The organism is Rhizobium sp. CNPSo 3670, from assembly GCF_057784555.1.
The window spans coordinates 1-13,729 of sequence record NZ_JBXSOL010000009.1 but is presented as its reverse complement, the minus strand read 5'-3'; the positions used below and the strand labels follow the sequence as shown (position 1 = coordinate 13,729).

At 60.5% G+C, this 13,729-nt stretch carries 15 protein-coding genes and 2 pseudogenes; 2 read left to right on the top strand and 15 right to left on the bottom strand.

Annotated features, from left to right (window positions below; genetic code table 11):
• Positions 1–11: 11 nt before the first annotated feature.
• A complete protein-coding gene (locus tag AC13QO_RS11245; protein ID WP_285193870.1) occupies positions 12–545 on the top strand; it encodes an NUDIX hydrolase in 534 nt (177 codons plus the stop codon).
• Between the two features lie 93 nt (positions 546–638).
• On the opposite strand, the gene AC13QO_RS11240 is transcribed toward AC13QO_RS11245, so the two are convergent.
• The 15 genes and pseudogenes from AC13QO_RS11240 to AC13QO_RS11170 form a co-directional block, all read right to left on the bottom strand.
• Entirely contained in the window at positions 639–1,550 is a 912-nt protein-coding gene (locus tag AC13QO_RS11240; protein WP_488540670.1) for an ABC transporter permease, read from the bottom strand.
• Positions 1,547–2,647, bottom strand: coding sequence for an ABC transporter permease (locus tag AC13QO_RS11235; RefSeq protein ID WP_488540669.1), 1,101 nt, complete (start codon positions 2,645–2,647; stop codon positions 1,547–1,549). The genes AC13QO_RS11240 and AC13QO_RS11235 overlap by 4 nt, the downstream gene beginning before the upstream one ends.
• The gene (locus AC13QO_RS11230) at positions 2,644–4,164 is read right to left on the bottom strand and encodes an ABC transporter ATP-binding protein (protein ID WP_488540668.1); all 1,521 of its coding nucleotides are present in this window, start codon (positions 4,162–4,164) and stop codon (positions 2,644–2,646) included. Before AC13QO_RS11230 ends, AC13QO_RS11235 begins: the two co-directional genes overlap by 4 nt.
• 3 nt (positions 4,165–4,167) lie before the next feature.
• Positions 4,168–5,268: a BMP family ABC transporter substrate-binding protein gene (locus AC13QO_RS11225; protein WP_488540667.1), complete on the bottom strand. Its 1,101-nt coding sequence runs from the start codon at positions 5,266–5,268 to the stop codon at positions 4,168–4,170.
• A gap of 21 nt (positions 5,269–5,289) precedes the next feature.
• Positions 5,290–6,669, bottom strand: a complete 1,380-nt coding sequence (locus tag AC13QO_RS11220) for an amidohydrolase (RefSeq protein ID WP_488540666.1) — start codon at positions 6,667–6,669, stop codon at positions 5,290–5,292.
• 1 nt (position 6,670) lies between these two features.
• Positions 6,671–7,330 carry a glutathione S-transferase family protein gene (locus tag AC13QO_RS11215; protein WP_488540665.1) on the bottom strand — a complete coding sequence of 220 codons (660 nt, stop codon included), beginning with the start codon at positions 7,328–7,330 and terminating at the stop codon, positions 6,671–6,673.
• On the bottom strand, positions 7,327–8,175 hold the full coding sequence (locus tag AC13QO_RS11210) for an aromatic ring-hydroxylating oxygenase subunit alpha (RefSeq protein WP_285193863.1): 849 nt from the start codon (positions 8,173–8,175) through the stop codon (positions 7,327–7,329). Before AC13QO_RS11210 ends, AC13QO_RS11215 begins: the two co-directional genes overlap by 4 nt.
• Entirely contained in the window at positions 8,172–8,813 is a 642-nt protein-coding gene (locus tag AC13QO_RS11205; RefSeq protein ID WP_488540664.1) for a Rieske 2Fe-2S domain-containing protein, read from the bottom strand. Before AC13QO_RS11205 ends, AC13QO_RS11210 begins: the two co-directional genes overlap by 4 nt.
• 131 nt (positions 8,814–8,944) lie before the next feature.
• Positions 8,945–9,238, bottom strand: a complete 294-nt coding sequence (locus tag AC13QO_RS11200; protein ID WP_488540663.1) for an acylphosphatase — start codon at positions 9,236–9,238, stop codon at positions 8,945–8,947.
• A gap of 325 nt (positions 9,239–9,563) precedes the next feature.
• The gene (locus tag AC13QO_RS11195) at positions 9,564–9,929 is read right to left on the bottom strand and encodes a GtrA family protein (RefSeq protein WP_488540662.1); all 366 of its coding nucleotides are present in this window, start codon (positions 9,927–9,929) and stop codon (positions 9,564–9,566) included.
• Positions 9,926–10,627 (bottom strand): HAD family hydrolase, encoded by a 702-nt coding sequence (locus tag AC13QO_RS11190; protein WP_488540661.1) that lies wholly within the window; start codon positions 10,625–10,627, stop codon positions 9,926–9,928. Before AC13QO_RS11190 ends, AC13QO_RS11195 begins: the two co-directional genes overlap by 4 nt.
• Positions 10,628–10,629: 2 nt before the next feature.
• The gene (locus AC13QO_RS11185; protein ID WP_085780888.1) at positions 10,630–11,616 is read right to left on the bottom strand and encodes a UbiA prenyltransferase family protein; all 987 of its coding nucleotides are present in this window, start codon (positions 11,614–11,616) and stop codon (positions 10,630–10,632) included.
• Between the two features lie 186 nt (positions 11,617–11,802).
• Complete coding sequence (locus tag AC13QO_RS11180; RefSeq protein WP_488540660.1) at positions 11,803–12,363, bottom strand: transposase; 561 nt, start codon at positions 12,361–12,363, stop codon at positions 11,803–11,805.
• Between the two features lie 183 nt (positions 12,364–12,546).
• Positions 12,547–12,843: pseudogene (locus AC13QO_RS11175) on the bottom strand (transposase); the annotation flags it as partial.
• 15 nt (positions 12,844–12,858) lie between these two features.
• Positions 12,859–13,218: pseudogene (locus tag AC13QO_RS11170) on the bottom strand (ISL3 family transposase); the annotation flags it as partial.
• A 46-nt stretch (positions 13,219–13,264) separates the two neighbouring features.
• Here AC13QO_RS11170 and AC13QO_RS11165 point away from each other — a divergent pair.
• Positions 13,265–13,681, top strand: coding sequence for a hypothetical protein (locus AC13QO_RS11165; RefSeq protein WP_488540659.1), 417 nt, complete (start codon positions 13,265–13,267; stop codon positions 13,679–13,681).
• Positions 13,682–13,729 lie beyond the last annotated feature (48 nt).

The window sequence follows — 13,729 nt, the reverse complement described above, 5'->3', positions numbered from 1 at the left end:
GACGGAGCGTCATGAAGCCTACTAAAAAACGCGGCAAGTCGCGACCAGATAAGTCTCAGCCATTGCTGCGGCAGCTCGCCGCAGTTCCTGCGAAGCTGTTCGCTGGCGCGTTCCGCCAACAGTACGGCGCCATCTGCTTCCGCTATTGCAATGGCGGGCCGAAGATCGAAATTCTCGTGATCACATCGCGCGAGAGCGCGCGCTGGGTCATACCGAAGGGCTGGCCGATGAAAGGGAAGAAGCCTTTCGAAGCGGCACTGATCGAAGCCTGGGAGGAAGCAGGCGTGCGCGGGGCGGTGAGAAGGAAACCTGTCGGCCGCTATACCTATCTGAAGGAATTCGACGACGGCGATGTGGCGCCATGTATCGTCGACCTGTTTCAGATCGAAGTCACCGAGATCGGAAACGACTTCAAGGAACAAGGCCAGCGCATTCTCGAATGGGTCAGCCCTGATGAGGCGGCGCGACGTGTTCGAGAGGTCGAACTCAAGTCGCTGCTCGTCGAATTTGAACCGCGGGGTCAGAAGAAGTCTGACCACGGCTGATCGGATTGTAGGGCTCCTCGTTCTGATTACCGTTCGTGGCGGGGCGGAAGGCAAGTTGGCTCTCAATTGCCACTGCCTCGACAGGCGTCGTCATTATCGCTCGAACGGCTCGCCGAGCGAGGCGACGCCATTGAGTTTGAGCAGGCGACGATCCGCCGAAATGATACCGAGCACAATGATCGTCACCAGATAGGGCAGGCATGCGAGCAGCTGCGAGGGAACGTCGAGCCCGGTCGCCTGGGCGGCAAGCCCCATCAGCGATACTGCGCCGAACAGGCACGCCCCGAGAAAGATGCGGCCGGTCAGCCAGGTTCCGAAGACGACGAGCGCAATTGCGATCCAGCCGCGGCCGGCAATCATCCCATCCGCCCAGAGCGGCGTGTAGATCGTCGCCGCATAGGCGCCGGCAAAGCCAGCCATGACGCCGCCGACAGCGGCTGCGGCGAAGCGGATTGCGACGACCGGGTAGCCGATAGCATGGGCCGCCTTCGGATTTTCGCCGACGGCGCGGATAATCAAACCAACCTTGCTGTAGGCAAACATCGCCCAGATAACGACGGTCACGGCCAGCGAAAGCCAGACGACGATATCCTGGGTAAACAGGCCGCCGATGACCGGAATATCGGAAAGACCGGGAATGGCGATCTTCGGCAGCGCCCTGACCGTCAGGCTCTCGTAGGTCTTGCCGAACAGAGCCGACAGGCCCTGTCCGAGAATCCCGATCGCAAGCCCGGTCGCGACCTGGTTTGCATTGAAGCCGAGGACGATTGCCGCAAAGATCAGGGCCAAAAGCGCGCCGCCGAGGCCGGCGGCGAGAAAAGCCAGAAAATGGCCGCCGCCATGATAGACGATGATGAAGGCGATGACGGCGCCGAATGCCATCAGCCCCTCGACGCCGAGATTGAGCACGCCGGCACGCTCGACGATAAGTTCTCCGAGCGCTGCGAGGAGGAAAGGTGTCGCAGCAGCCAGCATTCCGGCCAGAACGAACTCGACGGCGTTCATGCCGGGCTCCTGCTCGCTGCGGGCGGCCAGACAAGACGGTGGCGCACGAAGGCGATGGCCACCAGGTAGGCAAGGAGCAGGCTGCCCTGGAAAACCCGGACGGCCGCGACCGGCAGATTGGCGGAGACCATGGCGTTGTCGCCGCCGATGTAGAGCGCCGCCATGACGATTGCAGAAACGACGATGCCGATCGGGTGCAGGCCGCCGAGATAGGCGACGATAATTGCCGCATATCCGTATCCGGTTGAGATCGAGCGCTGCAGCTGACCGAGCGGGCCGGCGACTTCGGCGGCACCGGCAAGACCGGCTGCGGCTCCACCGATCAGCAGGGAAAGCCAGATTGCCCAGCTTTCCCGGAATCCGGCATAGCTCGCCGCGCGCGGCGCCAGTCCGCCGACCTGCAATTTATAGCCGATGAAGCTCTTCTGCATGAAGACCCATGCGGCGATCGACAGGAGAACGGCGAGGACGAGCGCGACATTGACGCGCGTTCCCTCGATCAGGATCGGCACCATCGCGTCATATTGGAACATGACGGACTGCGGGAAATTGAAGCCGTTCGGATCCTTCCAGGGACCGAGCAGCAGATAATTGAGGAGTTGCACGGCAACGAAACTCAGCATCAGCGAAACCAGAATTTCGTTGGCATTGAGCCGGACGCGCCAAAAGGCGGTGAGGGACGCCCAGACTGCCCCGCCCATCATGCCGAGCAGCAGCATCGCCGGCCAGATCCATTGGCCGGTCGCTTCGGGCCACCAGATCGGAATGGCGGAGGCGAAGATCGCACCGAGCACGAATTGTCCTTCGGCACCGATGTTGAACACCTTGGCGCGAAAGCCGATTGCAAGCCCCTGCGCGATGAGGAGCAGGGGAGCGGTCTTCAACAGCACTTCGCAGAACGATGCCCACGAGAAAAAGGGCTCAATCAGCATTGCATAGACGACCGCAGCCGGATCGCGCCCCATGGCGACGTAAAGTCCGAGATTGAGTACGATGGTAACGGTGAGGGCGATGGGCGGCGCCAGAAGGGTGGCGGCAAGCGATGCCCGCTCCCGACGGACCAGAATTGGCAGGGCGGCAAGGAAAGGTCTGCTCATGCGGTGGCTTTCTCGCGCTGCGGCTGGGCTCCGATCATGTATCGGCCAATCTCTTCCGGGTTGGTGTCACGCGTGACCAGCGGCCCACTCAGCGTCCCGTGCTGCAGGACCTGGATATGATCACTCAATTCGAACAGTTCCTCGAGTTCCTCGGAAATGACGAGGATCGCCACGCCCTCGTTGCGAAGGCGCATCAGCCGCTTGCGGATCGCCGCGGCCGCACCGATATCGACGCCCCAGGTGGGCTGGGCGAGGAAAAGAAGCTTCGGCGCCAGCATGATTTCGCGTCCGACGATGAATTTCTGCAGGTTGCCGCCGGAAAGCGACCCGGCCTCTGCCCCTGGGCCGCGCGTGCGCACGTCGAAGTCCCGGATGCAATCACCGGTGAAGGCCTTCGCCTTGACCTTGTCGAGCAGGCCATGCTTCACAAGGTTCAGCGGGTGGGCGGTCAGCAGGCTATTATAGGTGAGCGACATCTCGGGAACCGCACCACGGCCGAGCCGGTCCTCCGGTACGAAGGCGAAACCGAGCCGCCGGCGGGCGGCAGTGTCGAGTGTGCCGACGTCCTCGCCCATCATGAAGATCTGGTCGCGCTGATCCCGCGGCAACAGGGTTTCACCCGAAATCAGAGCCGCCAGTTCGCTTTGACCATTTCCCGAAATGCCGGCAATGCCGAGGATTTCGCCGGCGCGCACGGCCAGGCTGACATTGGAAAGCTGCATGGCGAAGGGATCTGCCCGGTAATCGAGCCCGACGAGTTCCAAGCGCTTTTCACCTTCGACCGAAGGCAGCGCAGGCATCGGTTCCGGCATGTCGCGGCCGATCATCATGCGGGCAAGCTCGTGGGCATCATGCTCGCGGGGATCGACGTGGCCGGTCACCCGTCCGCCGCGCAGGATCGTCGCGCGATCGCAGAGCGACTGGATTTCTTCGAGCTTGTGAGAGATGAACAGGATGGACACGCCGCCATCCCGCAGGCGGCGCAATGTTTCGAACAGCTTTTCCACCGCCTGCGGCGGCAGCACCGAGGTCGGCTCGTCAAGAATGAGCAGTTTCGGATCGGTCATCAGGCATCGGATGATTTCCACCCGCTGCCTTTCGCCGACGGAAAGCGAATGGACATGAGCGTGTGGATCGACTTCGAGGCTGAACTCATGCCCGAGCTTGCGAACGCGTTCCGCAAGATCGCTCTTCTTGCCGGACACGATCAGGCGGATGTTCTCCACGACCGTCAGGCTCTCGAACAGCGAGAAATGCTGGAACACCATGCCGATACCGGCGCGCCTTGCCTCTGCGGGAGAGGCAAGGCTGAGGGCTTTTCCGTTCCACGCGACGGTGCCGCTGTCCGGCTGCTCGACTCCGTAGATCAGCTTCATCAGGGTCGATTTGCCAGCCCCGTTTTCTCCGAGGATGGCATGGATGGATCGTGGAGCGACGTCGAGATCGATCTGCTGATTGGCATCGACCGGGCCATAGCTCTTGGTAATGCCGCGCAGCGACAGGAGCGGGCTTACCATGGCTTACTTCGGCAGCGGCGTCGTGACACCCTTGACGTGCCAGTCCATCGCGACGATCTCTGCGTCTGTCGCCGTGGTCCCCGAAGCGACACCTTCACTGCCATCAGCCTTGGTGATCGGGCCGGTAAACGGCGAGAAGCTGCCATCGGCAATCTTGGCCTCGATTTCCTTGATCTTGGTCATCGTATCGGCGGGGATTGCCGGGTTCCAGTCGACGACCTGGACAACCTTGTCGGCAACACCGAGGAACGCATTGGCGCCCTTGAAGGTGCCTGCAAGGTGGGCGTCAACCGACGCCTTGAAGAAGGGCGACCAGTCGGTAGCGATGCAGCCCAGATAGGTCTTCTCGGCATATTTCTTCATCGACGAGTTGAGGTTGAACGCATAAACCCCGGCTTCCTCGCAGGCCGAGATTACCGAGGGTGTATCCTGCGCATTCGAGAAGATCACGTCGCAGCCCTGCGAGATCAGCGCCTTGGCGGCTTCCTGCTCCTTGGCTGGATCGAACCAGGAGTTGACCCAGACGACAGACACTTCGATATCCGGCTTGACGGCCTGCGCGCCGAGCGTGAAGGCGTTGATGGAGGTGATCAGCTCCGGAATGGCAAAGGCCGACACCGAACCGAGTTTGCCGGTCTTGGAAACGGCCGCCGCCGCCATGCCGAGCAGGTAGGTTCCCTGAAAATATTTAGCGGCGAAGGGCGAGAAATTCGGTGCGACCTGGAAGCCTGAAGCATGCAGGACGCTCACCTTCGGATTGCGGCGGGCGATCTGCAGCGCGCCATTCTGATAGCCAAACGAGCCGGCGATCAGGAAATGGTTTCCGTCGGCGACGGTCTTGTTCATGATGCGGTCGGCATCCGGACCTTCGGCGATGTTTTCGATGACCGTGACCTTCACCTTGTCACCATAGGCGGCCTTGATCGGGTCGATACCGGCGGCAAGCGCATGGCCCCAGCCGACGTCGCCGATAGGCGAGGGAACGACGAGCGCGATGCCGAGCGGTTCGTCGGCGGCAAGCGCCGAGCGGCCGGCAAAGGCCGTCGCGAGGCCTGCAGCTGCCGCGCTCTTCATCAGTGTTCTGCGGGTGAAATTACTGGACATGTCAGTTCCCTCTTTTGGTTTTTAGAATTCGACTGCCTCGAGAGCCGCTTCCGCGGCGGCGAAGAGCTGTGCCTCATCGAGCCCGACAAACTCGCCGGCTTGCCAGACGATGCGTCCGTTGATCATGGTCAGGTCGGTCGGCATGCCGATCCCCACCTTGGCAATCAGGCTCAATGGGTCGTGGCGGGTTCCGACATAATCCATCCGCCTGGTATCGATGGCGAAGAGGTCGGCTGCCATGCCGGGAGCGAGCCGGCCGATATCGCTGCGGCCAAGCAGGCTTGCGCCACCCGTGGTCGCGTAGCTCAGGAAATCGATGGGCGCTGGAACCGGATGGGCGCGCGTCGAGGCCGTCAGGCATTGCAGCATATAGGCAGAGTGGATGCAGTGCATGAGGTTGGAATTGTCGTTCGAGGCCGCGCCATCGCAACCGAGGCCAATACGCAGGCCGAAAGCGGCCATCGCGGGTATGTCCGTCACTTCGGCGCCGACCAGATAGACCGGTTCGGGGCAATGGGAGACACCCGTGCCGCTTGCCGCCATCTTGCGCAGTTCCTCGTGTGTCAACTCCCAGCAGTGGGCATAAAAGCTGTCAGGCCCGGCAAAGCCGAGTTCGGCGCAATAGTCGACCGTACGCATTCCATGCCGTGCTTGGATGACGGGACTTTCACCTTCGCCGACATGCGTGTGCAGCCGGACGCCGCGATCACGGGCAAGGGCGACCGATTCGACGAAGGTTTCGCGGTAACAATTCACGGGCTGACAAGGGGCAACGACCACCTGGCGCATGCTGAAGGCGCCGGAATCGTGGTAGCTGTCGATCAGCCGGGCGCAATCGGCGATGAACTCGTCGGTGGTTTCCAGCATGGCGTCCGGGATCGTCGAGCCCTCGGACTTCGGCAGCGTATTGCCGCCTCGTCCCGCGTGGAAGCGCATACCGAGAAGTTCCGCCGCCTCGAACTGACGATCGATCAGACGCTTTCCGGCGTGCCGGGGGAAGCAATACTGGTGGTCGAAGGCCGTCGTGCAGCCATGCTTGATCATCTCCGCCATGGCCGTGACCGACGAATGATAGAAGCAATCCTCGTTCAGCCGCGAGAAGATCGGATAGATCCGGTCGAGCCATTCGATCACGGAGAGCTTCGTCCAGTCGAGATCGGCCCGATTGCGCACGAAGCATTGGAAGAAGTGGTGATGGGTGTTGACGAGACCCGGATAGACAAACCAGCCGGACGCATCCTGAATGATCGTGTCGGCAGGCAGGGCCTCCTGCGACAGGTTCGTCCCGATCGCCTGGATCGCCGGGCCGCTGGTCAGCAGATCGGCGTTCCGACGCACGGTCGGCCCGTTGCCTTTGTCGACGATTATGGCGGCGCAGTTCTTCAGCAGGTACCCCGGCATCTCACGTCTCCTCCCTGGCGGGATGAGGGTCGGGCTTCAACTCGTGCAGCCGGTGGATGCCGGGCATTTCGATGAAACCTTCAAGACTGCGGATGGCGCGCAGCCACAGCCGAATGTTCGGATAGGGATCGAGCGAGATTCCGCCATCAGGCGCCAGTGCGACATAGGGGAAACAGGCGATGTCGGCGATCGTTGCGCGTTCCGACGCCAGGAACCGCATGTCGCGGAGCCGCTGCTCAAAAAGTCCGGCTTCGAGTTCGCGCAGCGCCGCGATCCCCTGTGCCTGCAGGGTCTCGATATTGCCGGGGCGCAGCAGCATCTGATGCAGCCGTGCCCCACCGAGATTTGTCGTCAGCCGATGCGAAAAAGAGAGCCATTGTTGCACGCGCGCCGTCTCCTCGGGCGCGTTCAGACCCAGCCAGTCGGGACCGCTCCGGGCGGCGAGAAATGCGAGAATGGCGGAAGATTCGGTCAGCACCAGATCGCCATCCACGAGGATCGGGATCGAACCTGCCGGATTGAGGACGAGAAGCTCAGGACCACGATGTTCTAGGCCGGGATGGAAATCGACCGGCCGGATATCCAGCTCGATGCCGAGGATCGCGGCCATCAGGCGGATCTTGTAACAGCTCGGCGATAGGACGTAGTCGTAGAGCTTCATTGTGCGACCAGCTGTGCGCCATAGAGATAGTTGTGGCGCTTCAGCCAGCGCCGGTAAGCGATCGATGTCAGGTCGGCCCTTGTCGGAATTTCCATGCCGGGATCGAGCGGGAGAAGCGCCGGGATCTGGTTTTCGAGGATCGACCGATCCTGCAGGAAAATCATTTGCTGAAAATGGATGAGGTCCGTCATTGGCGTCACGTCGTCGAAGAGGGCCATCCACGGCCACACGTCGCAAAGGTCTTCCGCAAGCGGCTGGACGAAGAGGGTTATGACATCCCATTCCGCGGGGCGGGGAGGGCAAGTCTTGTAAAGCACCGAGCAGGTCGGGGCCGGCACGCGGTACATATATTCGGTGGTTATTCCGCCGGTCGCCGACTTTGCAGCCTGCGGCTGGTAGAACTTCACCTGTGTCGCCCAGACTTCATCCTCCTCCTCGCGGATCTCGACTTTATAATTTTCGACTTCCGTATGCGGCTCGGCGCCGAGAATATCGGTATGGACGAAGGGAAAATGCGCGATATCGAGGAAGTTCTCGACTGCTCTCAAGGGGGAACAGCGCACCCGCACGACGCCGACATCGATGAAGCGGCGGCCCGGCTGATCCGCTTCGGGAATGGCAAAGATCTCCTTGGCGGGGGTGCCGAGAGAAGACCAGACATGACCATAGCGGACGCGAACGGGCAGGACACGTCCATCGCCCGACGTGACCCGCGCTGCGCCGTCAGCCGTGCGCATAACTTCTATGGGCTCGCCCATCAAAGCGGTTTTGCTTCCTGCCTCGGTGAGTCGGCTCAAGAGGCCAACCGGGTACCATTCGTCGAGCATCGCGCCGGCTTCTTTCATGCCGCATCCTTCTGGCGTGTCTCCACCCGGCGGCGTAGGGCTTCGGCAATGCGGGAGGCCGTAATTCGATCTATGACGCTGCGACCCTGTTCGACCAGGACGTGAATGAGCGTGCGATCGATCTGCGCTGCCGGCAGCAGCCGGATCCACGGACATTCGGCGACGTGGATCAACCCGTCCGCATCGAGTTTGCCTTCGGCTGCCGCTTCGATTGCCGCTATGCCGGCGTCCAGCGTTAGCGATCGTATTGGCGCGAAACGATCCAGGCGTGGCGGCAGTATTGCCGGCTCGCCGACTGACACCCAGACGATGCCATCTGATTCTTCGACCCGCTGGACCGCCACGCGAATCGTTTCCGGCGGTACAAGGTCGGGATGAGCCGGAATGCGAACACATCCTCCCGCCGGAGAATAGCTCCAGCCGTGATAAATGCATGAGAGGGCCTCGCCCCGCACGAAGCCGTGAGACAATCGCATGCCGCGATGCGGGCAGCGGTCGGACGAGGCCGATACGCGCCCGGACTGGCTGCGCCAGAGAGCGATTGATCCTGCCGATGTCCAGGCCGGTATGACGGTTGCCGGCGGCAGATCGGCAGAAAGCGCGACAGGCATCCAGGAGCCGGCCGTATCGGAAGGCATGACGGTTATTTCCTCAATCTTACCAGCGGCTTGACACTGCAGACGTAGCGCGGCTTTCCAAGCTTTGCAATCTCAGCTTCAGAGGTTTGCATAAAAGATTCGCATTGGCAACAATGGTTAAATAACGGGCATCAGCTCGGGTGCTGTTCCGGCTGCGGTGTGTCTGTGGCATATACAATCCTGCGCTGAATCGCGTCGACCCAGACATCGATCGGCCCAAGTGAACATCCCACTTCCAGCATGTCGATCAGTTCGACAGGTCCCGCGACTTCAAGTTCGATCCGGTCTGCGCCGGCATGCAAAAAATCATGGGAAAGACCGAGCTTGTCGGCATGACAGCGAATCCACGGGACGAACGAGGCGGATTTGACGTCGCCAATGATCGTGATCCGTTCGCGTAACTCGCTGCGCCGTGATTGTCGCATGGAATTCTCTCGCTCGCCCTATGATGACAGCATAGCGCTTCGTCGCCTTTGTGAAAGGGGCATGAGCGAAGGTTCTGGTCGTTCCACCGATCGATGCCTAAATAGCAATCATGCCGGGCTCCGTGGAGAAGGTGACACCAGCCGTCGCCTCCATAGTGGTCGCCAAAGGCTGCATCTCAGAAAACGAGCGGCAGATTCTTCAGGTCGACTAGGTAAAGCGGAAGGAGGTGACGACTGACCTCGATGACACTTCAGCCGGAGACTTGCTCCTATTGCAGGCCGGTCCTCGGACGGAAAGATATGGCCCGCACGTCGCTCGCGGGCCTTACCTGAACACCCAGAGAAGGTTTATCAGGAAATTAAAGGTGAAGGCCGTCCCTATGCCGAAAAACTTTGCCCATAAGGGCGAGAACCCGACCTGTTGTGCGAGACTCAGCGTCACACAGACATTGATGGACAGGCCGACGAGCGCGCCGATCAAAAACAGTGAAGCGCGCTTGCGGCTTATTGCCTGATTGAAGACATACCGGCTGGTGACGCTGTAATTGACGGCGGCGGCGATCAGCCAGCTCGATGTCGCCGAAAGGATGAGAGGCACGCCGAGCACCAGCATGCAATGAAACATCGTGAGGTCGACGAATGCAGCGAGACCCCCAGTGAACACATAACGAATAGCTTTGGAAAAGATCATCCGGATGTCTCCTCTGCCCGAAGCGCCGCGAACACTGGGTCCGAATAGGTTGAAAAGGTCAGCCAGTCCTCCCGCGGCACGTTGGAGCGAATGAGCGGCAGGACACCAGCGCGCCGCGCCGCAAGACCGTCCCGCTCCGGCCTGTCGCCTATCAGCACGGTTTGCGCCGGACCGACACCGGCGCGCTGCATCAGCATCTGCAGGCCCCGCGGATGAGGTTTTTGGATGCCGACGCCGGGATCGCTTGCAGCCAATATGTAATCGGCCGACAAGTTCATCCTGTGCAGCTTCTCGTCGGCAGGATAATCAGAATAGATCCCGATCGCCTTATTCTGCCGTCTGAGACCGGCAAACAACTCCACCAGCCCATCATACCGGCAGGATGCGAGATGGGCGAGCGGACGGCGGCCGATCCATTCGCTGACGATTGCCTCTATCCTTTCCGCGGGCTCGCCGGTTCGCGCGACGATACGCGCCATCAGGTTCGCCTGAAAATCGTCGATCTCCTCCTCGCCGATGGTTTCACGCAAGGAACGGTAAGCGCGCAGCACCCGCAGATTGGTCAGGCTGCCCCGCGCCACCGCATGAGCGATCAATTCGCCCGCCATCCGAAGGCGCAGCCTTCTCTGGCTATAAAGTGTTCCGTCGACGTCAAAGACGACGAAACGGATACTGCCCCAGTCGATATCATTCGCCATGATCATTGGATGGTGATGTAGTGCTGCTCGGTCAGGGTCACTAAAAGAGGAATGTCGACGAACGTCGTGAAGATGAAGGCCGCCACCAGGGCCATGACGACTGCAATCAGCCCCGGCTCGCGGAACAGCTTTTCCGGTTTCTGCGCCGTAGATCCCGGTTTCGTGGCCATCACGAAGTAGGCTGTAAACAGGACAACGACGAAGGGCAGGACGAGCATGTACTCGATGCGATACTTGACCAGGAAGACGGACAGGAAGGCAATCGAAAAGAGTGAGTAGGCAATGCATGAGGCAGTCAGCGAGACCTGCGTATAGTGCGCGAAACTCGCCCGGTAGCGCGACAGCAGATCTTTGCCATGGGACGCGACGATCTCGTCATATTCCGATAAGCGCTTGGCCGCCATAAGGAACGCGCCGCCGAACCAGTAGGCGAGAATGATCGATCCAGGCGGCAGGCTCGTTGGGTCGATCATCGACCAGCCGATAACCAGCCGGATCGGATTGTTGATCGATTCCGAGATGACGTCGAGATAGGCCTTGTCCTTGCTTCTGATTGGGTCGAGATTGTAGAGGATTCCCTGAATCGCAAACAGACAGGCCACGCAGAAGAGAAGTTTGCTCGAGAGGATGGCGCAGCCGAGGCCGACGATGAGCAGCACGCTCCACTCAAGCTGAACCAGCCTGCCGTTCATCGCGCTTTGCACGGCGGACCGCTGCGATTTCGTCGGATGATGCCGGTCAAACTCCCGGTCGAACCACTCGTTGATGCAGTAGTTCGCAGAGGCGATGCAGAGCGCGGTCACAAGGCCAAGCAGGACCGAAGACGCCAGGTCGTCGTTTCTGACCCCGCGCAGAAGATAGGCGAGGATGATGCCGGGAAGGATGAAGACGTGCTTCGTGCTGTGATCGAGCCGCGCAATGGCGATATAGTCGCTCCAGCCGGCACGGCCTGATGCGGGGACGCTCCGGTCACTCGAGCCTGTGTTCATACCAGACGCCTCCTTCATCGCCAGACGGTCTATTTCCGATCATCATCTACACGTAATAGGTTTCGAAATAATTCGCAGGAGGCAACGTATGCCCTCGCTGATGGAGGATGCCTAATTAATCAGCATCTAAAATTCACCCTTATCGGCATCCAATTTTGGCTCTGACGCAGATTTGGTGCAATTCTCTCATGTCGCGCCAATCAGGCGGGCTTGAAGAAGATCAAGCTTTCCGCGTCCGTACATCTGGCGCTTTACCAGCTTGAGCTTGGTGATCTGCCCCTCGGTTTGTCCATTGGACCATGGTGAGACGATCACTGCCCGGACTGCATGTATGTCTTTCGCCACGCCATTGACAAAGGAGGAAATCACACTGTTATGGGCGCGGTCGATCCACGGCGCGAGATGGTTTTCCGCCTTGCACCGGATCATAAGATAGACTTCGGCGATGATATCGCGAGCCGTAACGAGCAAGGGAACACCACTTTCGATAGCGGCGATTGCGACGGTCTCGGATTTCGTCAGGTTGTCTCTGCTGGTTGACAAAGGGCGGGCAATCGTTCGGGCGGAGGGAATGCGGGTCAACGAGTCCGCATCCGCCTTGTCGGCTCGCTTCCGTCGTGTGGCCCATTCACTGGCGACCCGGCACGAACCACGAAAGCCCTGTGTTCTCAAACGCCGCCATAGCTCAGTGCCGTTCCTCTTGCCGGCAGCCCATTGCAAGTCGAGCCATTCGAGATAGGGCTCCAACGAGCTTTTTCTGGGCCGAAAGACATCGTTTCGTTGCCCTCTGGGCACCTGGCGGACCAAGCCGCGACTATGACCGGTACGGCGCACGATTTCCTTGATCGTGACATCATCCTTCGCCAGTGCAATGACGGCCGCGTTCGTCTGTTCGCGCCGAAGATAGCCTTCGTATTCGTTCGGCCGCGGTCAGCAGCTTGGGATTGATGCGCGTTGCTCCGAGTGTCTTGCGGATTTCCGCATCCATTTGCAGACAGCGTCCAGGAACGCACGGCTGGCATTCTCCATCAAATGCCATCGATCAGCGACCTGCAACGCATCCGGCAGCGCCTTTGCCACTGCGAGCCCGTAAGCACCGCCACGGTCGCGGGCAATGATCTGGACTTGGGGGTTCTGCCGCAGCCAAGCTTCCGCCGTCGACGGCTCACGATCCGGCAACAGACGAACCGGCCGCCGACGTTCTAGGTCACACAAGATCGTGCCGTAGCGATGATTGCGCCGTCAGGCCCAGTCGTCGACGCCAATCACCGAGGGCGGGGTCGACGTTGGTAGTCCTTGCCTGCGGATGACGCGCAGCAAAGTGTCGTTGCTGACGGGAAGCATCAGCCGCTGGGCAAAACGCGCCGCCGGGCGTCCTCCAAGCGCGAGCGCCAAATGGTGGACGACATGCTCAAGACGCCCAGTTCGTCTGGCATAGGGCGGCAGCACATCGCCAAACCGCTCGGTAAATATCTGCCTCCCGCAGAGCACGGCATCACAAGCGAACCTTCGTGTCTGCACGAGCAGCCTGACGCGTCTCCCAGAGAGGGGAAGGTCCGCTACTTGGCGGCAATAGCGACTTCGAACCGTTTGCGACATCCGTCCGCATGCCGGTCAAGCCGCGGTAGCGCTGGCTCGGGAAAGCAAGATGCAGGTTTCATCGTCAATGTGGGTGATGCGTTCGGCGATGAAGCCTGCCGGTACCAAATCAGAGGGGCGAAACTTAGTGCTCATCATGCTGATTCCTTTGTGGAAACCAGCAAGGCAGCATCGTTACAACTGCATCAAAACTGAGTCAGAGCCAAATTTGCACGCCGAAACACAGAGGGGAATGCACTACGGCCATAAGCTTCGTGAGATGGACGGACCCTCCGGAACGGCACTGACAAGCCTATACCGGCGTGCCAAATCTGTTTCCGCCCTTGTCGAGGACTGGTTGCGTCGCCGCGCCCGCGGCCATCATGAGGCCAAGCAGGCATCGATCTTCAATGCGGTTCATCTGCGATGCGAGCGACGTGATCAGCTTTGGATTTGCCGCTCTGCCTCCTTCACGACCTCACGATAATGGTGCTGCCATCGCGTCCTGCCCCGGCTCTTGGTCCTGCCAGGCTCA

Bases quoted from the DNA above. Each gene is read 5' to 3' on its own strand.
- AC13QO_RS11245 (WP_285193870.1), top strand. From the start codon at position 12: ATGAAGCCTACTAAAAAACGCGGCAAGTCGCGACCAGATAAGTCTCAG.
- AC13QO_RS11240 (WP_488540670.1), bottom strand. From the start codon at position 1,550: ATGAACGCCGTCGAGTTCGTTCTGGCCGGAATGCTGGCTGCTGCGACA.
- AC13QO_RS11235 (WP_488540669.1), bottom strand. From the start codon at position 2,647: ATGAGCAGACCTTTCCTTGCCGCCCTGCCAATTCTGGTCCGTCGGGAG.
- AC13QO_RS11230 (WP_488540668.1), bottom strand. From the start codon at position 4,164: ATGGTAAGCCCGCTCCTGTCGCTGCGCGGCATTACCAAGAGCTATGGC.
- AC13QO_RS11225 (WP_488540667.1), bottom strand. From the start codon at position 5,268: ATGTCCAGTAATTTCACCCGCAGAACACTGATGAAGAGCGCGGCAGCT.
- AC13QO_RS11220 (WP_488540666.1), bottom strand. From the start codon at position 6,669: ATGCCGGGGTACCTGCTGAAGAACTGCGCCGCCATAATCGTCGACAAA.
- AC13QO_RS11215 (WP_488540665.1), bottom strand. From the start codon at position 7,330: ATGAAGCTCTACGACTACGTCCTATCGCCGAGCTGTTACAAGATCCGC.
- AC13QO_RS11210 (WP_285193863.1), bottom strand. From the start codon at position 8,175: ATGAAAGAAGCCGGCGCGATGCTCGACGAATGGTACCCGGTTGGCCTC.
- AC13QO_RS11205 (WP_488540664.1), bottom strand. From the start codon at position 8,813: ATGCCTTCCGATACGGCCGGCTCCTGGATGCCTGTCGCGCTTTCTGCC.
- AC13QO_RS11200 (WP_488540663.1), bottom strand. From the start codon at position 9,238: ATGCGACAATCACGGCGCAGCGAGTTACGCGAACGGATCACGATCATT.
- AC13QO_RS11195 (WP_488540662.1), bottom strand. From the start codon at position 9,929: ATGATCTTTTCCAAAGCTATTCGTTATGTGTTCACTGGGGGTCTCGCT.
- AC13QO_RS11190 (WP_488540661.1), bottom strand. From the start codon at position 10,627: ATGGCGAATGATATCGACTGGGGCAGTATCCGTTTCGTCGTCTTTGAC.
- AC13QO_RS11185 (WP_085780888.1), bottom strand. From the start codon at position 11,616: ATGAACACAGGCTCGAGTGACCGGAGCGTCCCCGCATCAGGCCGTGCC.
- AC13QO_RS11165 (WP_488540659.1), top strand. From the start codon at position 13,265: ATGCAGGTTTCATCGTCAATGTGGGTGATGCGTTCGGCGATGAAGCCT.